The 19,352-nt window shown below is 45.8% G+C and carries 23 protein-coding genes and 1 tRNA gene; 15 read left to right on the plus strand and 9 right to left on the minus strand.

Annotated features, from left to right (window positions below):
* Positions 1–80: 80 nt before the first annotated feature.
* The 3 genes from AZI86_RS15860 (at position 81) to AZI86_RS15870 (ending at position 2,188) form a co-directional block, all read left to right on the plus strand.
* Positions 81–1,529, plus strand: coding sequence for an ATP-binding protein (locus AZI86_RS15860; protein WP_061836255.1), 1,449 nt, complete (start codon positions 81–83; stop codon positions 1,527–1,529).
* A 154-nt stretch (positions 1,530–1,683) separates the two neighbouring features.
* A tRNA-Cys gene (locus tag AZI86_RS15865) sits at positions 1,684–1,757 on the plus strand.
* A gap of 80 nt (positions 1,758–1,837) precedes the next feature.
* Positions 1,838–2,188, plus strand: a complete 351-nt coding sequence (locus AZI86_RS15870) for a VOC family protein (RefSeq protein WP_061836256.1) — start codon at positions 1,838–1,840, stop codon at positions 2,186–2,188.
* A gap of 9 nt (positions 2,189–2,197) precedes the next feature.
* On the opposite strand, the gene bglX is transcribed toward AZI86_RS15870, so the two are convergent.
* Both bglX and AZI86_RS15880 read right to left on the minus strand, forming a co-directional pair.
* Positions 2,198–4,543, minus strand: coding sequence for a beta-glucosidase BglX (bglX, locus tag AZI86_RS15875; protein WP_216635923.1), 2,346 nt, complete (start codon positions 4,541–4,543; stop codon positions 2,198–2,200).
* A 29-nt stretch (positions 4,544–4,572) separates the two neighbouring features.
* Positions 4,573–4,956, minus strand: a complete 384-nt coding sequence (locus AZI86_RS15880; protein WP_061836257.1) for a hypothetical protein — start codon at positions 4,954–4,956, stop codon at positions 4,573–4,575.
* A 196-nt stretch (positions 4,957–5,152) separates the two neighbouring features.
* Between AZI86_RS15880 and AZI86_RS15885 the strand changes: the two genes are divergently transcribed.
* Positions 5,153–5,383 (plus strand): AbrB/MazE/SpoVT family DNA-binding domain-containing protein, encoded by a 231-nt coding sequence (locus AZI86_RS15885; protein WP_061836258.1) that lies wholly within the window; start codon positions 5,153–5,155, stop codon positions 5,381–5,383.
* A gap of 39 nt (positions 5,384–5,422) precedes the next feature.
* On the opposite strand, the gene AZI86_RS15890 is transcribed toward AZI86_RS15885, so the two are convergent.
* Positions 5,423–5,785 (minus strand): hypothetical protein, encoded by a 363-nt coding sequence (locus tag AZI86_RS15890; protein WP_061836259.1) that lies wholly within the window; start codon positions 5,783–5,785, stop codon positions 5,423–5,425.
* 169 nt (positions 5,786–5,954) lie between these two features.
* On the opposite strand from AZI86_RS15890, the gene AZI86_RS15895 reads away from it, so the two are divergent.
* The 5 genes from AZI86_RS15895 to AZI86_RS15915 are packed head-to-tail and all read left to right on the plus strand — an operon-like array spanning position 5,955 to position 8,542.
* A complete protein-coding gene (locus tag AZI86_RS15895) occupies positions 5,955–6,503 on the plus strand; it encodes a hypothetical protein (protein WP_061836260.1) in 549 nt (182 codons plus the stop codon).
* 19 nt (positions 6,504–6,522) lie between these two features.
* A complete protein-coding gene (locus tag AZI86_RS15900; RefSeq protein WP_061836261.1) occupies positions 6,523–6,945 on the plus strand; it encodes a DoxX family protein in 423 nt (140 codons plus the stop codon).
* A gap of 5 nt (positions 6,946–6,950) precedes the next feature.
* Entirely contained in the window at positions 6,951–7,316 is a 366-nt protein-coding gene (locus tag AZI86_RS15905) for a DUF1304 domain-containing protein (RefSeq protein WP_061836262.1), read from the plus strand.
* A gap of 14 nt (positions 7,317–7,330) precedes the next feature.
* Positions 7,331–8,320, plus strand: a complete 990-nt coding sequence (locus tag AZI86_RS15910) for a M28 family peptidase (protein WP_061836263.1) — start codon at positions 7,331–7,333, stop codon at positions 8,318–8,320.
* Positions 8,321–8,338: 18 nt separating this feature from the next.
* Complete coding sequence (locus AZI86_RS15915) at positions 8,339–8,542, plus strand: hypothetical protein (RefSeq protein ID WP_061836264.1); 204 nt, start codon at positions 8,339–8,341, stop codon at positions 8,540–8,542.
* Here the strand turns inward: AZI86_RS15915 and AZI86_RS15920 are convergent.
* Positions 8,530–8,898, minus strand: coding sequence for a hypothetical protein (locus tag AZI86_RS15920; RefSeq protein ID WP_061836265.1), 369 nt, complete (start codon positions 8,896–8,898; stop codon positions 8,530–8,532). The two genes, AZI86_RS15915 and AZI86_RS15920, sit on opposite strands and share 13 nt — an antisense overlap.
* Positions 8,899–9,100: 202 nt before the next feature.
* Here AZI86_RS15920 and AZI86_RS15925 point away from each other — a divergent pair, with 202 nt between their 5' ends.
* The 4 genes from AZI86_RS15925 to AZI86_RS15940 all read left to right on the plus strand — a co-directional run bounded on the left by AZI86_RS15925 (position 9,101) and on the right by AZI86_RS15940 (position 12,255).
* Positions 9,101–9,325, plus strand: coding sequence for a hypothetical protein (locus AZI86_RS15925; RefSeq protein ID WP_172798018.1), 225 nt, complete (start codon positions 9,101–9,103; stop codon positions 9,323–9,325).
* A gap of 153 nt (positions 9,326–9,478) precedes the next feature.
* On the plus strand, positions 9,479–11,116 hold the full coding sequence (locus tag AZI86_RS15930; protein WP_061836267.1) for a PAS domain-containing hybrid sensor histidine kinase/response regulator: 1,638 nt from the start codon (positions 9,479–9,481) through the stop codon (positions 11,114–11,116).
* Positions 11,117–11,299: 183 nt separating this feature from the next.
* Positions 11,300–11,818, plus strand: a complete 519-nt coding sequence (locus AZI86_RS15935; protein WP_061836268.1) for a hypothetical protein — start codon at positions 11,300–11,302, stop codon at positions 11,816–11,818.
* Between the two features lie 98 nt (positions 11,819–11,916).
* Positions 11,917–12,255, plus strand: a complete 339-nt coding sequence (locus AZI86_RS15940; protein WP_061836269.1) for an FKBP-type peptidyl-prolyl cis-trans isomerase — start codon at positions 11,917–11,919, stop codon at positions 12,253–12,255.
* Positions 12,256–12,263: 8 nt separating this feature from the next.
* Here AZI86_RS15940 and AZI86_RS15945 read toward each other — a convergent pair whose 3' ends face one another.
* The 3 genes from AZI86_RS15945 to AZI86_RS15955 are packed head-to-tail and all read right to left on the minus strand — an operon-like array spanning position 12,264 to position 16,676.
* Positions 12,264–13,205: a YeiH family protein gene (locus tag AZI86_RS15945; protein WP_061836270.1), complete on the minus strand. Its 942-nt coding sequence runs from the start codon at positions 13,203–13,205 to the stop codon at positions 12,264–12,266.
* A 19-nt stretch (positions 13,206–13,224) separates the two neighbouring features.
* Positions 13,225–14,610 (minus strand): sigma-54-dependent transcriptional regulator, encoded by a 1,386-nt coding sequence (locus AZI86_RS15950; protein WP_061836271.1) that lies wholly within the window; start codon positions 14,608–14,610, stop codon positions 13,225–13,227.
* Complete coding sequence (locus tag AZI86_RS15955) at positions 14,610–16,676, minus strand: hybrid sensor histidine kinase/response regulator (protein WP_061836272.1); 2,067 nt, start codon at positions 16,674–16,676, stop codon at positions 14,610–14,612. The genes AZI86_RS15950 and AZI86_RS15955 overlap by 1 nt, the downstream gene beginning before the upstream one ends.
* A gap of 141 nt (positions 16,677–16,817) precedes the next feature.
* Between AZI86_RS15955 and AZI86_RS15960 the strand changes: the two genes are divergently transcribed.
* Positions 16,818–17,204, plus strand: coding sequence for a low affinity iron permease family protein (locus AZI86_RS15960; protein ID WP_437340141.1), 387 nt, complete (start codon positions 16,818–16,820; stop codon positions 17,202–17,204).
* Here AZI86_RS15960 and AZI86_RS19265 read toward each other — a convergent pair.
* Positions 17,201–17,368 (minus strand): hypothetical protein, encoded by a 168-nt coding sequence (locus AZI86_RS19265; protein WP_157684732.1) that lies wholly within the window; start codon positions 17,366–17,368, stop codon positions 17,201–17,203. The two genes, AZI86_RS15960 and AZI86_RS19265, sit on opposite strands and share 4 nt — an antisense overlap.
* 142 nt (positions 17,369–17,510) lie before the next feature.
* On the opposite strand from AZI86_RS19265, the gene AZI86_RS15965 reads away from it, so the two are divergent.
* On the plus strand, positions 17,511–18,368 hold the full coding sequence (locus AZI86_RS15965) for a helix-turn-helix domain-containing protein (RefSeq protein WP_061836274.1): 858 nt from the start codon (positions 17,511–17,513) through the stop codon (positions 18,366–18,368).
* 44 nt (positions 18,369–18,412) lie between these two features.
* On the opposite strand, the gene AZI86_RS15970 is transcribed toward AZI86_RS15965, so the two are convergent.
* Positions 18,413–19,288, minus strand: a complete 876-nt coding sequence (locus AZI86_RS15970) for a hypothetical protein (RefSeq protein ID WP_061836275.1) — start codon at positions 19,286–19,288, stop codon at positions 18,413–18,415.
* Between the last annotated feature and the right edge of the window lie 64 nt (positions 19,289–19,352).

Genomic DNA, 19,352 nt, shown 5'->3' on the forward strand with positions numbered 1-19,352 from the left:
GATTCTCGAAAGAGCTCCTAGTCAGGGGCTCTTTTTTTTCGTTTTAAGCACAGTCGCAAACTTGCTTTGGCAGATTGTCTATGAAAATACAGTCGCTCATTCGTGATCAAGATCGTTTAGTCCCGGTAGAAGTAGAACTTAGTTTTATTCCGGGACTTCCCCAAATCCAATTTCTGGGACTTCCAGATCAAGCCATTCGCGAAAGCATTCATCGCATTAAAAGTGCGATACGCGCGCAAGGTTTTGACTTTCCAAAAGCGCAGCAAATTTTAGTGAACCTTAGACCGGCCCATTTAAAAAAGAACTCTCGTGGGTTGGAGTTGGCCGTGGCTTTAGGGGTGTTATGGGAAAGCGAACAAATTCCAAAGCCTTTGGCAGACTCGGTCTTAGTTTACGGAGAACTCAGCCTTGGGGGCGAAGTCTATGAACCTGAAGACTTGTTTGAGTCGTTCGACAACGAAGCGGCCTGGGTGTGGACGGGGAAACCTCAGCAGGCCTCAGCGCCCTTTGGTCGCAGCACGATCTTGCAGCTTAAAGACATCCACTCACCGAATCATATTAAACCGGCTCCGCGTGAATATAAAATCGAACGCCCGTTTTCAGGACTGGATTTGGTGTTCCCTGAACGTCAGGCAGAAATTTTAAAACTCACAGCTTTAGGTGAACATTCATTGTTGTTAGCCGGTCCTTCGGGATCGGGAAAAACGACGATGAGTAAAACTCTTTTATCTTTGTTAGCGGCCCCCACGGCGGAAGACATGCGCGAAATCGTCGCGAATAACAAAGACACATCAACCCAAGAAATGAAATGGCGACCCTTGGTACACCCTCATCATACAACACCGCCCCTCGGTTTGATTGGTGGGGGTGTTCCTCCTTTTAAAGGTGAAATCACGCGGGCGCATCGCGGGGTTTTAGTTTTAGATGAACTCCTGGAGTTTCATCCCAAATCCCAAGAAGTTTTACGCGAGCCGATGGAAGACGGCCGCATCCGCATTCGGCGCGGAAGATTTTTAGAAGAACACATCGCCGACACTTTATTTGTCGCGACTACGAATTTATGTCCATGCGGTGATTGGGTGCCCAAAGCGCGCGTGATGTGCGGCAGATCTTTAAAAAAATGCCGCTCTTACGCCGAAAGACTTTCGGGTCCGCTGGTAGATCGCTTTCAGCTGATCTTTTTCACGCAACGGAATGAACGCGGAGAAGGAGTTTTAGGTGCTGACATTTTAAAGGATCTAGAAAAAGCGCGCCGGCTGCGGGCGGAGTGGGCAAAGACCGACCGTCGCTTTTTAAAGGTCACAACCAAATGGACTTGGGATGAATTGATTCAAGATTTGCCCGAGTTTTACATGCGCGAACTTTTCCCTAAAGAGCTCGCTTCAAGGCGTCGGGATCTGGCGACCTTAAAGATCGCTCGAAGTTACGCGGATTTAGATGGTATGGCCAAGATGCAGCCTCAGCACGTGGAGCGAGCTTTAAAGGTGACCTTTGTTCCCTTTGATGCCCTTAAAAGGCTTGGTGACTAGTGCTCCGAGTGGGACTATTTTATTAAGTAAAATCAGATGTTTATGATTAAATCACTTTTGTTGTATTGCTCCGAACAGGCCACTGAATTAAGCAGAAAATCTTAAAACATTGACTTAGGAGGCCCCTAGAACTAGATTGGTTTCTCCTCTTAGCGGTGACGTGGCCGAGGGGTTAGGCTCAGCTCTGCAAAAGCTGCTACAGCAGTTCAAATCTGCTCGTCACCTCCACTTTCTCTAAGAAATCAAACCCGCTCGACAGCGGTTTTTTTATGCCCGAAATGAGTTCAGTCATATATAATTAGCGTCTTATGAAGGTTAAAAGAATCGTTACTAATATCCAAGCCAAGAAGCCCGCCGCGGCCAAAAAGTTTTATCAAGATATTCTGGGTTTAGAACTGCTGATGGATCATGGCTGGATTCGAACCTATGGAAGTTCCGCGAAGATGTCGGTGCAAGTGAGCTTTGCCAGTGAGGGCGGATCGGGGACCGAGGTGCCGGCCATTTCCATTGAGGTCGACGATGTTGATGAGGCTTTTCGTCGAATGAAAAAGGCGCGCTTTAAAATTGAATATCCGCTGACAGAAGAAGAATGGGGAGTCCGCAGATTCTTTGTCCGCGATCCCTTTGGTCAGTTGGTGAATATTTTAGAACATATTTAACCTCACCCGTTAACGAGTGAGGTTGAACGACGCCTCTTTCACATCTTGTGAATTAGTGCCGACAAAAACTTGGAATTCGCCGGGCTCGGCCACCCACTTATAATCCTGGTTGTAAAAGCTCAGATCATTCATCGTAAGTTCAAACTTCACGGTTTTAGTTTCGCCTTTTTTCAGGAAGATTTTTTCGACACCGCGAAGCTGCTTCACCGGACGCGACACGGAAGCCACCAGGTCGCGGATGTAAAGCTGTACAACTTCTTCACCGTCGTATTTGCCGACATTGCTGACGGGGATAGAGACTGAAAGCTTTTTACCCCACTTCAAAGTCTTGCTGCTAAGTTTGATGTCACCGTAATCGAATTTCGTGTAACTTAAGCCCCAGCCAAATGGGAACAGGGGATCATTCGGCGAATCGATGTATTTGCTTGTGTATTTATCTTCCGGATTGTTGGGACGACCACAGGGAAGCTCTTCATAAAAAATAGGAATCTGTCCTTCGTTTCTAGGGAAGGTTGATACCAAGTGGCCGGAAGGGTTGTAATCGCCAAAAAGCACGTCCGCCAAAGCGTGACCGGCTTCAGTTCCGGGCCACCAAGCTTCAAGCAGGGCATTAGCGATCGAGTTTTCTAATTCTAGGCACAGAGGGCGGCCGTTAAATAAAATGACGACAACAGGTTTCCCAGTGGCCTTCAGAGCTTTTAGTAAGTTCTGCTGATGTTCAGGGATGCGGATGCTGGTGCGAGAAGCGGCTTCGCCACTCATGTGGGCGGATTCGCCCAACGTCAAAACGATGACATCCGATTTTTTGGCGATGTCGACAGCCTCTTTGAGCATTGCTTCCGGCGAACGTGTGTCGTGTTCAATTTCATCGCCGTCGCGATTCATTTTTATTAAAAGCTCTTCGTCATTAAGAAGATTGCAGCCCTTCGCCATAAGAATCTTGGTGTTTTTACCTGCCAACGCCGTAAAACCTGCGGCCACACTGACCGTGTCGCGAGAGTCGCCTTGCAAAGACCAGTTCCCCAGGATGTTGCGCTTGTCGTGAATCAAAGGGCCAATCAAGGCAATCGTGCCGCCGCGTTTAAGGGGTAGCACTTGATTGTCGTTTTTTAAAAGCACCATGGATCTGCGAGCGACATCACGGGCTGCTTCGCGGTGGCTCTTTGAAAGATGGACCGAGTTTGCTCTGTCCAGGTCATTGTAACGATAAGGATCTGCAAAAAGTCCCAGGCGGTATTTGGCTTCGAGCACGCGACGAACGGAGGTGTCGATGGTCGACATCTTGATCTTTTTTTCTTTAACCAATTTTTTAAAATAGTTTAAATAAGTACCGCCGATCATTTCCATATCGACGCCCGCATTGAAAGCTAAGTTGGCCGCTTCAGATTCGTTGGCCGCGACCCCGTGTTTAATAAGTTCGCGGACCGCCGTGAAGTCACTGACAACAAATCCTTTAAACTTCCATTGCTTTCTAAGTAAGTCAGTAAAAAGCCATTTGTTACCTGTCGCCGGAACCCCGTCGACATCATTAAACGCGGTCATCACAGTGGCAGCCCCAGCTTCAATGGCGGCCTTGTAAGTTGGTAAATAGGTCTCAAGCAGACTTCTTTTGCTGACATTGACAGCTGCGTATTCTCGGCCCGCAGTGGGGGCGCCATAGGCAGCAAAATGTTTCACGCAAGCTAAAGTCGTATCGACCGCATCCGGCGATGCTCCCTGGATGCCTTTAACTTGGGCAACAGCGACTTTGGATCCCCACCACGGATCTTCCCCCACACCTTCAAAAACTCGTCCCCAGCGGGGGTCGCGAGAAATATCAACGGCCGGAGCAAAAACCCAGTGAACGCCGTCCGCCGCCGCTTCGACGCTGCCAATGCGCGAGCTGTTTTCAATGGCCTTCAGATCCCAGCTGCAGCTCATAGCTAAAGAAATGGGGAAAATCGTTTTATGCCCGTGGATAACGTCGTAACCAAAAATCAAAGGAATTTTTAGACGGGTGTTTTCGATGGCAATTTTTTGCAGTTCGCGTGTTTTTTCGGTGCCGGAAACATTCATAAAAGAGCCCACGCGGCCCTTTTTTAGATCCGTGATGAAATCAGCTTCTTTAGAAGTTCCAGTGATTGCAGCGCCAGCGGCGATTTGGCTTAGCTGTCCGACTTTCTCTTCGAAAGTCATTTTTTTCATCAATTGATCAATAAACTTTTTCATTTCGGGGTCCTTGCAAGGTGAGTAAGCAAGGATATTTTTACGGCGGAGGGGCCCTTTGGTCAACGGGATTGCTATGCCGATCTGTGTCCTGATAGGTAAAACCGCTAGTTGCAGAGCCCGAGGAAAAACCAATTTCTTTGGGCTCACTTCTATGACTTGGGTTGTACTGTGTTTATTTACTCAGCAACAAAGCGGAAAATTTCTTGGCTGCCAAAAAGGAATCGTTCGTAAACACCGTTCGGTTCGTACTTGCCACCATAGCTGCAATCATCATATCGCATGGCCTCAAAGCTTTCGATGACCACAGGGAATGAAACTCCTTCAGGGACGCGGGTATTTTGGTTGCGGAAATAAGTTACAAATTTTCGTGGAGATGCTTCTTCGGTGGTAAATGTGCAGTTGAAAACCGAAGCGGGCTTTTCGCAATTGAAATGCCCAAGGACCTCTTCAGACTTTAACTTGGGACCGAGTTCGTAAGAATAACTGTAGCCCATGCAGCCGGTAGCGTGGGATTGAGAGGCAAAGATCAAAGATACTAAAAGAATCATAAGTGATTTCATAAAATCTCCTTTTTCAAAGACGGTGTACTCAATTTTCTTAAAACAGAAAAATACTTAATAGGAATGGGATGTATTCATAAAAGATATGAATCTGATGCGCCAGGACCTCCGTCTCGATCGTTCAGGAGAGGGGGACAAAACATTGCCTGGGTCGTTATAAGGATTTTATCCTTAAGATACATATCAAGGGAGCCGCATGGCAAAAACAGGCGCGACATCCAAGGCATCTAGAAAGAATCAAACCACCATTCCACTGCGCGTTCGGAAGGCCCTTAAGGTCGAAAAAGGGGACACACTTTTGTGGACGATCAGTGGCGATGAGGTTTCCATCAAGATCTTAAAAAAGGTCGCTATCGACTGGAAGAAGACCGCTGATTTATCGCTCCTAGAATGGAGCCCGGACGAAGAAGAAGAGGCCAGTCCTTAGGTAAAAAAAAGCTCCCGACAAGGGAGCTTTTTTTATTTCCTAGTACATGATTTCTGTGCAGTGGATGCTTCCAGCGGCTTCTTTCATGCTGACAAAGCCCCAAATTACATCATAAGTTCCAAAAGAGCTATCGGGACCAATGCGGATGCTTTCTTTAAAATCGGTTCCGAAAAGAAATTCTTCGTTTTTGTAATAGGCTTTTGAAGTGCGAACAATTTCGTTCGTTTTTTTGTTGATCAAAGTGATGGTGCCGTCCTCGTCACCCACATCGTCGATGGCGATTTCGATTTCATATTTGTTACGACTGTCAAAACCACAGCTGTATCTGGTTCTTGAGCTCAACTCTGAAGCATGAGCGGAGAAAGTTAATATTGAGGCCATGGTAAAAAGCATCATTTTCATAAAAAACTCCTTATTTCGAAAGATTTTGACTTATGGGGCGTTTTATATCGCATTTTGCAAGGATCCCCAGGTCAGGATTTGTGCTTTGAAAAGAATTCTTGCAGATTCAAGGCGTTATAATCGTGGTTTCGAGGTCGACAAACCCCGGAATCCTCCTTAAAATTTTCGGATGATACAGGTTAAACCAGAACTGACACCCAAGAAGATAGCCGCCGTTGTCATACTTTCCATAGCCGCGATTGCGGCGATTTTATTTCAAGTCTTTTGGACTCCGGACACCGAAACAGTGGCCGATTCTTTAGAACTTAAAAAACAAAAATTTTTGCAGATCCTGGTGGCCCCGCAAGTGGGAACTCTTTATGCGTTGGATCCTGCGGTCCAAGATAGTGCGGGATTTCGTGGTTATAAAATCTTAAATCAAACTAAGCTCAGTCCCGAAGATGTATCTTCCGTGGCGTTTGAGTTTAAAGATGCTGTGGATTCTTATGAAGAATCTTTAGGCACAAAAGAATGCTTTAATCCCACGATGGGTTTAAAAGTTGTTAAAGACGGGAAGACTGCAGACTTTCTGATCAGCTATGACTGTCTGGTATTAAAAGCTTTCGGTGACCGGGTGGAGTATTCATACGGTGCTGCCGGAAGTCCGGCAAAGCTTGAAGACATCTTAAAAGCTTCCGATAACCAAATTGATTCACAAACTGTTGAACCCTTAGAATAATCACCAAGGAATTTACACCATGTTACGTAAGATTTTATCTCCTGAAAGCACAAATCATTTTTCTTCGGATCTTTTGTACACGGGCGCTCGCGTTTTTGTGGGTATGACAATGGCTTTAGCCCATGGGTTTGGTAAGCTGCCCCCGCCAGAGATGATGGTCGGAAGCTTAGAGGGGATGGGTTTCCCCGCACCCGGCTTGATGGCTTGGTGTGCAGCGATTGCGGAAGTTATCGGTGGCATTTTCTTAGCGGTGGGATTTTTAACTCGTCCGGCGGCTTTCTTCATCGGTTTTACGATGTTGATTGCTGGTTTTGTGATTCATGCCGCAGATCCATTCCAAACAAAAGAGTTGGCATTGTTATATTTGGCGATCTCTTTGGTGTTCGTGGCTAAGGGGCCGGGTAAGTATTCTGTCGATGCGTTTCTTTTTAAAAGAAAATAAGGATAATGAGCATGATCGCAAATATTTTGGTGGGCTTGGTCGCGCTCTTACATTTTTATTTTTTAGTCTTAGAAATGTTTTTTTGGACAAAGCCTTTGGGCATGAAAGTTTTCAGGCAAAGTCCTGAAAAAGCCCAAAATTCTGCGGTTCTGGCGGCCAATCAAGGATTGTACAATGGATTTTTAGCAGCGGGGCTGGTGTGGAGCTTGGTGCACCCCCACCCTGAGTTTGCGATACAGCTTAAGATTTTTTTCTTAGCTTGCGTGATTGTCGCCGGCATTTATGGCGCTTACAGTGTCAGTAAAAAAATTGCGATTGTTCAAGCTTTGCCTGCGGCATTAGCCATGATCTTGACCTTGATGGCTCTATAGCAGCGGGGAATTGAGTGAAAATAAGAAAATATTTTATATTAAAACTTATTGCTGCGCTTTTTTTATTTTGGGTGGCGCTTTTTATTTTTTTGCGAAATCCCGTTCCTGAAGGTGAAGCCTTACAAAGGCCTATCACTGTTAATATTGAAAACTTAAAACAAGATACTTATTTTTTGGCAGGAATAAAACCCAGCCGTTCTTCGGTGCATCCGGCTTCGGTTTTAGAAGCAGAAAAGTACGTGATGAATCGCCTTAAAGAAATCGGGTATGAATGGACCTTGCAAGAGGTTAAAGGCGAGCAAGGACAAGTTTTTCACAACATCATCTTTCGTTATGGCGCAAGTGATTCAAAAGATGTGGTGGTGATCGGGGCTCATTTAGATTCTTGCGATGTCGATAATCCAGGGGCGGATGATAATGCGTCTGGTGTGGCCGGACTTTTAGAGTTGGCGAGGTTTTTTAAAGAACAAAAGCCGGAGGTAAAAACGCCGATTGAGTTCGTGGTTTGGGCCTTAGAAGAGCCGCCGTATTTCGAAACGGAAATGATGGGCAGTGCGGTTCACGCCAACAACCTTCGTGATAAAGGGTACAACGTCAAATATGCGATCAGTTTAGAAATGATCGGGTATTTTTCAAATGATTCTTTTTCACAAGAATTCCCCGTGCGCCTCTTGTATCTGTTTTATCCCAACAAAGGAAATTTTATCGGTGTTATTGCGTCGCCAGCAGAGCGCGCTTTGGTGCGTGACATGAAAAAGGCGATGAACGCGAATAGTGACCTCGAGGCCTACTCATTGAATGCGCCAGCGGTTGTTCCCGGTGTTGATTTTTCTGATCACCGGAATTACTGGAAGCATGGTTGGCCCGCGGTGATGGTGACGGATACTTCTTTTTATCGCAACCACGCTTACCACACTCCCGAGGATACGCCAGAACGCTTAGATTATGTCAAAATGGGTGAAGTGGTGAAAGGCGTGTACGCGGCTCTATTATCGCTGCAGTGATCGAGGATGATGGCATAAATGAGTTGGGCGGGATGGTTTTCATTAATTCTTTGTGGGATCGGCGCGTTTTTAATGGCGGTGGCGAAATTTCGTCAAAAGGGTGCTAAAGAAATGGCCGCTTCAGAAATGAAAGTTTTCTTGCGCGGCTATTTTTTATTTCTTATTGGCGCTTGCCTTAGCATTGTCTTAGGTCTGACTTACTGCATGCCTTACTTCACTTGAGTTCCGCTTTGCTTGCACGAAAGTTCAACCATGTTGTACATGGCGCTGTTATCTTGGGAGGCGCCGACCATAATACCCCCCATGCCGATACCTAACCCCGTGCCTACGCCTGTGGAGGCCCCCGTATTTTGTCGCGATTGGTATTCTTTAGTGATTTCATAATCGCCAGCACAGAACTCATGAGCTTTTTTTTCTAATTCGGCTCGGGACTTGGCTTCTTTATTTGGTTTGCTTGACGGTTGGTAGCGAAGCACGGCTTGTTTTTGTGGATATGTTTCTTTGCGAACGAATTCGACACTTGTGCATCCACACAGCAGGACTCCTGAAAATATCAAAATGGCTGTTTGCAGTTTCATGATGTCTCCGATCTTGGTTCTTTGTTTTATGTAAGCAATCTGCATTCCACCAAGGGAAGGCGTTAGCTTAGAGGGGAGTGCGGAACCGGGGAGTTGTGCCCCGAGTCTTAGAAGTGGGTCTTGATTTACACATTATTTACATATTCTTTGACTCTGATTAAAAGGGGGGATATTTCTTAAGCAGATCCTTAAAAAGGGGGCCATGATGGGAGCATTCAAAGAACTTGTGACCGAAACTGAATTCCAAGATCAAGATTCAAGTTTAGAGCGTTTGGATTTTGAGATGGAGATCCTCGACGAGGCCTTGGAAGTTTTTGATCGTCGCTGCCAGGAAATTGAAAGTGCGTTGTCGACACTTTTGTTTCCTTATTTTGAAGCGCAACATGGCTTTATGAAAAGCCAGTTCATACTAAAAAACGTGGAATGAGTTTAAAGGGTTTTGAGCCTGCTTTTGATTATCATTGCAAGTATGTAAGAGGCCCCGACACAAGGTGAGCTAAGTCTTGCTCTAATACTGTTGTCATGTCACAACGAGATTATGAACACAGTTGTCAAAAAGCTCATACGGCATTTTCGGAAAATGAAGGTCAAGGCTCAAGATGAGAGTCTGCGGGTTGAACGGGAGCGTTTTGATATCCTTGTGCAGGCGGTGCAGGATTATGCGATATTTGCTTTGGACCCGAAAGGCTTGGTGAAGAGCTGGAATGCAGGGGCAGAACGCTTTAAAGGTTATCGGGCCCACGAAATCCTGGGAAAACATTTTTCGATTTTTTATCCGGAAGATTTAAAACAGACAAAATTCCCCGATTATGAACTTGAGCAAGCCCGTCTTACCGGACGTTTTGAACACGAGGGTTTGCGTATTCGTAAAGACGGAACATCATTTCTAGCTCACGTGACGATCACGGCAATCTATGATCGCAATAAAAATCTGACCGGATTTTTAAAAGTCACTCGGGACATGACGGAATCAAAAAAGCTAGAAGAAACTTTAAGAAAACTAAACTCTGAACTTGAATCACGAGTGAATGCCAGAACCGCGGAACTTTTTCAGCGTGAGCGAGAACTGAAAGAGGCAAAAGAGGTGGCCGAGGCGGCCAGTGTCGCCAAAAGTAATTTCTTAGCAAATATGAGTCACGAAATCCGCACACCGCTGGGGGCCATTTTAGGTTTCTCAGAATTGCTAGCGGATGACGAAGTTTCGGGAGAAGAAAAAAACATGGCCCGTGATGCGGTCAAGCGCAATGGTCAATTGTTAACGGATCTTATCAACGACATTCTGGATCTTTCTAAAGTGGAAGCCAATCGTTTAGAATTAGACATTTCCTCTGTGACCTTAAAACAGCTGGCCACTGAAATTCAAACCACCTTTAAGCTTCGGGCCGAAAACAAGGGGATTCAGTTCAATTTAGAAATTGCGCCTCATTTGCCTCCACGTATCTTGACGGACTCGTTACGCGTGAAGCAGATACTTTTTAACATCGTCGGGAACGCCGTAAAATTCACCCGCGAAGGATCCGTGAACGTAAAAATTTATGGCGGCCAGGGAAAGCTTTTCTTTGACGTGACTGACACCGGGGTCGGGATTTCGCCGGATCAAGAACGCCTTTTATTTGTGCCTTTTCAGCAGGCGGATCCTTCCATCACGCGCCAGTTTGGGGGCACAGGCTTGGGATTGATTTTATCTAAGCGCTTGGCCCAAGCTTTGGGCGGGGATTTGATATTAGCTCAAAGTGATTTAGGCCTGGGAACGACATTTACGGTTTCAATCTCGTTACGACCTGATGATCAAATCACTTATTCAGAAAATTCTGATGGATGGGTTCTGGAAAAAGAACTTTTCCAAGGAAAGCGCATTTTGATCGTTGATGACAATCCCGATAACAGGTTGTTAATTACGCGACTGTTTAAGCCTTTAGCGGTGGAAATTGAAAGTGCTAGCGATGGCCGCAGCGGGATTGATAAAGCGCTTAGCTGGAACCCGGATTTAGTTTTAATGGACTTGCAAATGCCTCTCATGGGTGGGATTGCCGCGACAGAAGAGTTGCGCCGAAGTCACTTCCGTCAGCCTATTATCGCTCTCACGGCACATGCGATGAAGGAAGAAAAGGATCGCTGTCTAGCTTTGGGTTTTGATGCCTACATCACCAAACCCATTGAGAAAGGTGTGTTCTTTTCCACCTTGTCTAAGTTTTTAAGAGAGACCGTCCCTTCTTAAGGCCCTCTGTTGCAAGCAAGCTGAGAATGCTTAGATCTCCGCCAGAAATAATGCCTAAAATAAGGGCAATGAGAAAATGATTGCAGCCTACTTGAAAGTCAACGGACAAAGAAAACACACTTTCTTGCTTTTCTTGTCTTCCAATTTTAGAAGTGGGGGCAATCAAAACTCGAAGGAGATAAAATGACTAAATCCGTGTTGGTATCATTAATGATGGTTCTTTCTTTCAACGCCGCTCAAGCTAACGATGGCGATTTGACTTTGCCAGGGGAACGTTGGTTGGCAAAATTCACCGCCTTTGTTTGTGAAGATGGCAACACACCGACGGCTTCTGTTCCAGCAGAGTTTGCAGCTTACAATGTCGCATTCGGTAAAGCTTCTACGGACTATTCTTTGGACAACCTTTTGGTTAAAGCGACTTTCGAACAAGATGGTGTCACTTGCAGCTACAGCTCAATCATCTTTGCCGACAATGCCGCTAAAACGGCTAAATTGGTTCAATCTAAAGCTTATGCACCCAACGGCGGCAGTGACTGCGCTCAAGGTAAAGCCTTCTTGGATGGCGTTTTGAACTTCAATAACTACAAATACCTTCACGGTCGCGCCGCGATCTATGTTCCAGCTTCAGACGCCGCTTTGCAATGTGGTGGCTCAGCAACAACGGTAGGTCTTCATTTCCAAGTTCTTGGCAGAGTTCAGTAGTCTTCGGATCTAAATCCAAGCTCAAGAGGAAAGGCACGAATTTTCGTGCCTTTTATTTTTTAAAAAGCTATATCGCCTAAATCTTTCAAGGAGCATTTATGGAGACTCAAGAACTCAAAGTCACTGATACTTTAGAAGGTACCGGTAAAGCCGCCGTCAAAGGCGCTTTGATTTTTTGTAACTATGAAGGATTTTTAGAAGATGGGACGAAGTTTGATTCTTCTTATGATCACGGCCGTCCTTTTCAGTTTGTGATAGGATCGGGCAAAGTTATTAAGGGTTGGGATCAAGGATTAATGGGAATGAAAGAGGGTGGTAAAAGAACTCTTTTTGTGCCCGCCCATTTAGGTTACGGGGAACGCTCAAAGCCTCGCATTCCGCCGCATTCTAATTTGATTTTTCACGTGGAGATGATCGAAGTCCGTCCTCGCGAGTAAAACGGATTCTATTCAACCCATCCCAACTCGATCGCGGTCAGTGAGCCCACGCCGATACAAATCCACAACAGAACACCCAGGATCAGCGGCCGAAGACCAACTTCTTTGAGCGTCTGCTTAGACAAGCCAAGACCAATAAAAAACAGCGTTAAAACTAAAACTCTTTTAGCAACCATTTCTATGTAATGTCCTGGTCCTTGAAGGGCTGGAACCCAAGTCACTAAAGCGGCCGCAATAATAAAGCCCAAAATAAACCAAGGCTTTTTGCCGCCCTGTGCTTGGCCCTTATTGCCTCGATTCACAACCAAGCCAATGATAAAAGCAATCGGCACAATCCATAAAGCGCGGGCCAGTTTCACAGTTGTTCCCACTTCCGCGGCATGAGCACCGTAACTGACCGTGGCCCCCACAACGGAACTGGTGTCATGAATCGCCAGTGCCGACCACAAACCGAAAGCTCGCTCGGTCATTTCTAAGGAGTGACCCACCGTTGGAAATATGAAAAGGGCTAAGGCATTAAGGATGAACACTGTTCCTAAAGCCACACTGACCGAATTAGATTTAGCGCGGATAACGGGCGTGACCGCGGCGATCGCACTGCCGCCACAAATGGCGGTTCCTACCGTAATTAAAAGACCGACTTCTTGTTCGATCTTTAAAAGTTTCATCAGGACAAAGCCCAAGAGAAACACGCAAAGAATGCTGATCACCGTGTAGCCAATGCCTTGTAACCCCACCTGCATGACCGTTTCTAAATTCATACCCGCACCTAAGCCCACAACCGAAAACGCCAATAGAGAATGGGTGTATTTTTTTGTATTATAAGGATTTCCAAGAAAGAACGCGATCAAAACGCCGGCTAAAAGGGCGATGGCGCCAGAGGTGAACGGGAAAAAACAAAGTACTCCGCAAAGGGGGATAAGAACTTTGGCGATTTGATGTTTTGTCATTTTTGTTCTTTCTTTAAAGTTATTTCTTAATACCCTGCAGTCGGCGCCTTAAATCGCCTAATGTGCTTCGTGGAATCCCCAGATAGCGAGCTGCCGCCGACTCAGACCCTTTTTTCTGCATGGCAAATTCAATAAGTTTTAATTCGAATTCTGAAACTACGTGAGAGTATCGGCCTTCTAAGGCTTTTTCGTCAATCTCTGTGATCGAAGCATTTTTGATCACATCTTCATACACCGGTGATGATTGAACTAGGTGAGGGGTTAAATCTTTCGCGGTGATTTCATGTCCATCCACTAAAACACTGGCCACTTCGATCGCGGATTTTAATTCGCGGATATTTCCAGGCCAAGAATAAGACAGTAAAAGCTGTTCAGCGTCTTTGCTAAAATGTTTATCACCGTAATTGCCAGCGCGTAAAAAATCTTGCGCTAAGTCTAAGATGTCCTCTTTGCGCTCTCTTAGTGGAGGTAAGGTGATGGTGAAGTTTTTAATGCGAAAGAAAACGTCTTCACGAAATTTCTTTTCGCGAATTAGCTCCTCAAGATTTTCGTTGGTGGCGGCAATCGTGCGGCAGTTAACTTTTCGACCGGTGTCGCTGCCGACAGGGTATATATCGCCGCTGCTTAATACGCGTAACAGTTTGACTTGCAGGTCCAGGCTTAAGGTCGCAAGCTCATCTAAGAAAATATCGCCGCCATCGGCACTTTCAAATTTTCCGGCACGATTTTCGGTGGCGCCGGTGAACGCGCCCTTTTTGTGGCCAAATAACTCAGACTCTGCGAGATGTGAGGGAATGGCCCCGCAATTCACAGCGATAAAAGGACGTGAAGTGTCGTTTTCTAAAGACCACAAGTATTGAGCCATGATTTCTTTTCCCGAACCACTTTCACCGCGAATAAGAATCGACGGCCCTGAGCCGCGGATCTTTTTGGCCAGATCTAAAACCGCCTTAAAAGCCGGAGACTTGGTGGAAAGGTCGAGGGGTTGCACCAGGCGTTTGCCGGCTTGAACTTTTAAGGTTTGGTTTTTTCTTAAAAGGCGGTGAAGTACGGGGGCTTTACGCAAAACTTGAGTTAAAGTCCCGGCATCAAAGGGCTTTAGTAAATAATCAACGGCCCCGGCCTTCATGCACGCCTCTACTAAGTGAGCTTCGTCATGGCCGGTCATTGCAACAACGACGGTGGAAGGAGAGTTCTTCGTGATTTCTTGGATCAAATGCAAACCCAAGCGATCGGGGGAATCATCTAAAGAAAGATCGGTAAAGACCAGGTCAATGATATGCTGATCTAAAACTTTTAAAGCTTCATCCCTGTCCTCTGCCAAAAATACTTGGTGCGGGGCAGGGATCTGAGATTGCATGGTTTTGCGAACAAGTGTTTCATCGTCGACGATCAGAATACGCATTAGGAATTCCTCACTTTAATCTCTATTTGTGAAATCCAAATTTTGGGGATTAAGAATACTTTTAATTTTTTGACCTGATCTTGGACGGATTTCTCATCAAAATCTGTCGTACATAAAATTCCGCGAGGTCCCAGATTCATCTCGGACAAAATATTTAATCCCGTGGTCGAGCCAAGATTCTGGTCAATCACTAAGATCGCATCAGCGGGGAAAGGATGTTTTTGACAATGATCTAAAAAAGTTTCTGCAGATGAAAAAAGACGAACTTTTGGTACGTGGGCCTTAAGCGCTCGCTCTTGCCAGGTCATTAAAACATGGTGATCGTCGTCGACAAAAAAGACTTCTTGGTTGGACTGAATCTCTAAAGAGACTGGCGCCCAGGACGGTTTTTTCTCTAATGGATGAGTCAGGGTGAAGGTTGTTCCGCGGCCTTCTTCAGAGGTGGCCTTTAAATTGCCACCACTCCATTCGATGGCGGTTTTGGCTTGGAAAAGTCCCAGGCCCGTCCCAGTGGCTTTGCCGTGGGTGAAGCTGCGCTCAAAGATTTTTTCTAGGAGTGTTTGTGGGATGCCTTTGCCGTTGTCTTTGATTTCTAAAATCCATTCTTTACCTTGGACACGGAAATTGAGGACGACTTCGTTAGCACCAGCCTCAAAAGCATTATTGATCAAATTTGAAAGGGCGGTTTGCAGCTCGCTCACTTGCACGACACTCCAAGTGTTGGGCATGGTGTTAAAGCCGTAAACGGTTAAATTTTGATTTTCAGTTTTTCGCACGCGGTGTTCATTCACCACACTCGCAATCAAGGGTTCCACCAAAGTCAACTTCGGGGCTTCCACGTTGGGTATTGTATTTTCAGTTTTTGCGGAAGTCGCCGAAAGTTTTTGCACGATCCCGGAAATTCGCGCCACCGCGCTTTTAATGAGGGCCAAAGGCTCTAAGGCCACATTTTCAATCTGGCTAAGAGCCATATTCATGCTCATCAGGGGGCTGCGGATGTCATGGGCGACTTGGGCGGCAATTTGGCTTTTGGCTTTGTCTCGTTCGGCTTCAAGCAGGCGTGATTGATGTGACTGCATGGTTTCAAGCATGCGGTTGAGGTTTTGGCCGAGTTGCTCTAGTTCGTTGGGGTGATTTTCATCCGTGTGGCTTACGGGCACGCGCTCTGAATAGTTTTGGGTCGTGGTGATTTTAGCAAGGGTCGTGCGAATGCTTTCAATTTTCCCCAAAAGGATTTTGGTTAAAATCTTCGACAGAATCCAAGAAATTAAAATCAGGCCTAATGAAACCATGATCAGAATTTGCTGAATTTTTCTGAGCTCGTTTTGTAAGGTGCGAGTTGAGATCGTGGTGACCAGGCGGTTTTTAACCTTACCGTCTTCGATGATCGGGGTTAAGACAATCAAGCGATCTTTTTGCCAGTGCACGCCGTCTTTCCAAGTTAAAGCCTCTGCCAAGGTCACGGTGTCTTGGAAATCTTCGCGGCGAATCTTGAATAAGCTTTCTTGATTGGCGTTCACAAGTTCCAAAGAAAGATTGTCTTCGTCATGTTGGGCCATGGCGCGCAAAAGTTGAGTGATGTCGTCAAAATCCATCATCACTTCGATAATGCGCTTACCGTCTTTACTGGCAACCAGCGTGTGCTGGCCGACCTTGCCATCGCCGCCTAAGATCATTTCAGTTTGATAAACCGATGACGGGCCTCCAGCATAATCCGGCAATGAAGGAAAAAGCTTCAAGAGGTCCTTGCGTGAACTGTAGAAGTTGATCTCATCCACCCCCAGATAACGGGCCATCTCCTGACGCTCCCTATCATTAAGAGCGCCTTGGTGGCGAATGACTTCGGCGGCGTTTTTGGCAATTTGTGATTGAGAGGCTTCCACTCCGGCTAAGGTTTTTGCAAACAAATTCATGTGATCAATATAGGACTCAGCAAAATCTTGAGAGCGGCCTTTAGAGAGGCTTTCATAAACAATCGTCGAAATGACGATGGCCGTAAAAGTGGCCATGCCGAAGATCGTTAAGAAGACCTTGCGAGAAAATTTCATCTGTGAAAACGAGGGCATCTTTCAATCCTAAAGTGCAGGAGGTTGAAGTCAATCAAAGAACAGATTAATCAATTTTAACTGGCGCAATGAAGGGAGAATTTGCGAAGTTAGGATATGGTTAAGTTATTTCATTATCTTTCTAAGCATGTTTCTAACTGGATGGGGCACCCGGCCGCCTTTGGGTTGGCATTATTAAGCATCGTCATATGGGCTTTTTTAGGCCCCATGTTCGGGTTTTCCGATACGTGGCAGTTGATCATTAATACATCGACCACCATCGTCACATTTTTGATGGTCTTCTTAATTCAAAATACGCAAAACCGCGATACCAAGGCTTTGCAGCTAAAACTAGATGAATTGATTCGCGCCAGCTCTAAAGCTCGTAATAAGCTGATTGATCTAGAGGATCTTTCAGATGAAGAAATGGAACAGTTGCACGAAGAGTTTAATGAGCTTAAAGAGCACTTTGCCGACAAAGCGCAAGAAGTGCGAGAGCATCGAGAGCGTCGACGCAGAAAGAGAGCTCCTCGTGCGGAGCGACTTTAATAGTTGCCGTCGTGTTCTTGGATGTGGCTTTTTTCGGCATCTAGCGCGACTTTGCCGGTGATACCCACCCATTCTGGATAAAAGACGGCGATAACGGCATAAGCAAGAACGCTTAAAATGACCACAACCACAGAGGCGAAGATAAAAATAAAACCAGAGTCCATAGATACCTCGTTAACTATGGATAGAATACCTTTTCTGCGGATAAATTAAAATGCACAAAGGTCTAAGGGATTAGCATAAACGTCACGCTGGGTCTTGAAAATGACTTCCTTCAAGGTTAATTTTAAGGCAGGAGTTCACGCGATGAAAGTCAGCCAAATCCGTCACCCGTTAGAGTCCCTAGGACTTGTGCGCATTGAACGAGGCGATATTCGAGTCGAAAGGCTGTCGGCCCGGACCAAGCCCGCCGTTCCATTTCCTCATCGCCATGATTTTTATCAATTGCTGTGGATGCAGCGGGGATCAGGCTTTCACGAAATCGATTTACAAAAGCACCCTGTCGCGGCAGGGCAGTTTTTTGTGATGAAGCCGGGGCAAGTTCATAATTGGGCCTTATCTGGTCATGCTGAAGGTATTATCGTTGAGTTTAGTTCTGAATCTTTACAGAAAGATGCTGGCGGATTTTCGTTGGAAGATCGACTGATGCAGCTGCCTGACGCGATCACGGTGAAATCTGTAAAGTCGGCTCCATCTTTAGAACGACTTTTAAGCGAGATGCTGTCCGAGTTTGAATCGCGTAAAAGTGCTTTTGAAAAAATCTTAGAATCCTATCTCAGTGTTTTGATTTTGCTGTTGTCCCGTTCGGTGAAGGATGCCCCCAAGGCGAGTGTTGAGTCTGAGGCTTTGATTTCGCAATATCAAGGCTTGGTGGATCGCCATTTCCGTGAACAGCACGGAGTGGAGTTTTACAGCGAAATTTTAAAGCTAAGCCCCCGCGCCTTAACCATGCGAACGACTCGACATTTGAATAAATCGGCTCGTGAAGTGATATTTGACCGCCTGATTTTAGAAGCCAAAAGAATGTTGGTGTATACTGAAGAGGCGGTGGCCAATATCGGTTTTGATCTAGGTTTTGAAGACGCCAATCACTTCAGCCGTTTTTTTAAAACTCAAAGCGGGCAGACGGCGCAGGTGTTTCGTTCTAAGAATAGAAAAAAATAAGGGACCCTGCTGGGTCCCTCCATGTCATCTTTGTTTTACAGAACTTAATTTAAGAAATCGTTAAAGATAGCTTTAGCTTGTTCAGGAGAAACGTCGTTCAACTGAGCGGCTCTTTTAACTAAAGCGTCGTAATCTTTTTTGTCGCCCTTCGCTGCTTTTTCAGCCGCTTTTTTAACAGAGCTTAAATCGGAACCGAAAACTTTAGACTGGAACTGAACCAAGTCTTTAGCGGTCATCGCACGAGATTTTTCGATGTTCTGCCAGCTTTTAGCCAAAGATGCGATTTCGGAAGCGCGGCTTTCAGACAAACCGTAACCAGATACTAGCATGTCGCGAACAGAATCATTGCTTGCGGCTTCAATCGCGGCCGAGACAGATTCTAAGTCTTTTGAAGTGGTGTCACCCATTTCGAAAACTAAACCCGAAGCTGCGTCAATGAAGATGCTTTCTTTATATGTAACCCATCCGTAATTGATTTCAGATACACGGTAACTGATCACATTCCCAAAACTGTCAACGCTTGAAGGGGAGCAGTTGATAGTTTGATCGGACCAAGCATAGGGGCAGTAGCTTGAGGTGTAGTCGTACTGGCTGATGGTTTCATACTTTTGGTAAGAGTCCGTTGATTTAGCCAAGTTGCTATAGACCGTCGCCGCCGCTAGGAATTCATCCTTCGTCATATTTTTATCAAAAACGGAAGTATTGAAGGCGTAGTATTTGCCATCTGGTCCCAAGTATACGGCGAAATTTTTAATACGGCTGTCCGTTTTAGCGATAGACCAAGTTCCGCTGCCATCAGAACCTAAAAGTTCCGCGATGTCTTTTGCGGTTTTACGTCCGCCACCGCCCGTTTTACAACCCTGAATAAGTGCGGCCATTGCGACTAAAGCGACAACGGCTACTTTCATCCCCATTTTCATAATAGCTCCTGTTATTTTTGTGAACTCTACATTCACCGTTAGTATGGTTTACCTTTGTAATCTT

The sequence above is a fragment of the Bdellovibrio bacteriovorus genome (genome assembly GCF_001592735.1).
In the GTDB taxonomy this organism is placed as follows: Bacteria; Bdellovibrionota; Bdellovibrionia; order Bdellovibrionales; family Bdellovibrionaceae; genus Bdellovibrio; species Bdellovibrio bacteriovorus_D.

Excerpts from the sequence above, each read along its gene's own strand:
- AZI86_RS15860 (WP_061836255.1), top strand. The coding sequence starts at position 81 with ATGAAAATACAGTCGCTCATTCGTGATCAAGATCGTTTAGTCCCGGTA.
- AZI86_RS15870 (WP_061836256.1), top strand. The coding sequence starts at position 1,838 with ATGAAGGTTAAAAGAATCGTTACTAATATCCAAGCCAAGAAGCCCGCC.
- AZI86_RS15880 (WP_061836257.1), bottom strand. The coding sequence starts at position 4,956 with ATGAAATCACTTATGATTCTTTTAGTATCTTTGATCTTTGCCTCTCAA.
- AZI86_RS15885 (WP_061836258.1), top strand. The coding sequence starts at position 5,153 with ATGGCAAAAACAGGCGCGACATCCAAGGCATCTAGAAAGAATCAAACC.
- AZI86_RS15890 (WP_061836259.1), bottom strand. The coding sequence starts at position 5,785 with ATGAAAATGATGCTTTTTACCATGGCCTCAATATTAACTTTCTCCGCT.
- AZI86_RS15895 (WP_061836260.1), top strand. The coding sequence starts at position 5,955 with ATGATACAGGTTAAACCAGAACTGACACCCAAGAAGATAGCCGCCGTT.
- AZI86_RS15900 (WP_061836261.1), top strand. The coding sequence starts at position 6,523 with ATGTTACGTAAGATTTTATCTCCTGAAAGCACAAATCATTTTTCTTCG.
- AZI86_RS15905 (WP_061836262.1), top strand. The coding sequence starts at position 6,951 with ATGAGCATGATCGCAAATATTTTGGTGGGCTTGGTCGCGCTCTTACAT.
- AZI86_RS15915 (WP_061836264.1), top strand. The coding sequence starts at position 8,339 with ATGAGTTGGGCGGGATGGTTTTCATTAATTCTTTGTGGGATCGGCGCG.
- AZI86_RS15920 (WP_061836265.1), bottom strand. The coding sequence starts at position 8,898 with ATGAAACTGCAAACAGCCATTTTGATATTTTCAGGAGTCCTGCTGTGT.
- AZI86_RS15925 (WP_172798018.1), top strand. The coding sequence starts at position 9,101 with ATGATGGGAGCATTCAAAGAACTTGTGACCGAAACTGAATTCCAAGAT.
- AZI86_RS15930 (WP_061836267.1), top strand. The coding sequence starts at position 9,479 with ATGAAGGTCAAGGCTCAAGATGAGAGTCTGCGGGTTGAACGGGAGCGT.
- AZI86_RS15935 (WP_061836268.1), top strand. The coding sequence starts at position 11,300 with ATGACTAAATCCGTGTTGGTATCATTAATGATGGTTCTTTCTTTCAAC.
- AZI86_RS15940 (WP_061836269.1), top strand. The coding sequence starts at position 11,917 with ATGGAGACTCAAGAACTCAAAGTCACTGATACTTTAGAAGGTACCGGT.
- AZI86_RS15945 (WP_061836270.1), bottom strand. The coding sequence starts at position 13,205 with ATGACAAAACATCAAATCGCCAAAGTTCTTATCCCCCTTTGCGGAGTA.
- AZI86_RS15950 (WP_061836271.1), bottom strand. The coding sequence starts at position 14,610 with ATGCGTATTCTGATCGTCGACGATGAAACACTTGTTCGCAAAACCATG.
- AZI86_RS15955 (WP_061836272.1), bottom strand. The coding sequence starts at position 16,676 with ATGCCCTCGTTTTCACAGATGAAATTTTCTCGCAAGGTCTTCTTAACG.
- AZI86_RS15960 (WP_437340141.1), top strand. The coding sequence starts at position 16,818 with ATGGGGCACCCGGCCGCCTTTGGGTTGGCATTATTAAGCATCGTCATA.
- AZI86_RS19265 (WP_157684732.1), bottom strand. The coding sequence starts at position 17,368 with ATGGACTCTGGTTTTATTTTTATCTTCGCCTCTGTGGTTGTGGTCATT.
- AZI86_RS15965 (WP_061836274.1), top strand. The coding sequence starts at position 17,511 with ATGAAAGTCAGCCAAATCCGTCACCCGTTAGAGTCCCTAGGACTTGTG.
- AZI86_RS15970 (WP_061836275.1), bottom strand. The coding sequence starts at position 19,288 with ATGAAAATGGGGATGAAAGTAGCCGTTGTCGCTTTAGTCGCAATGGCC.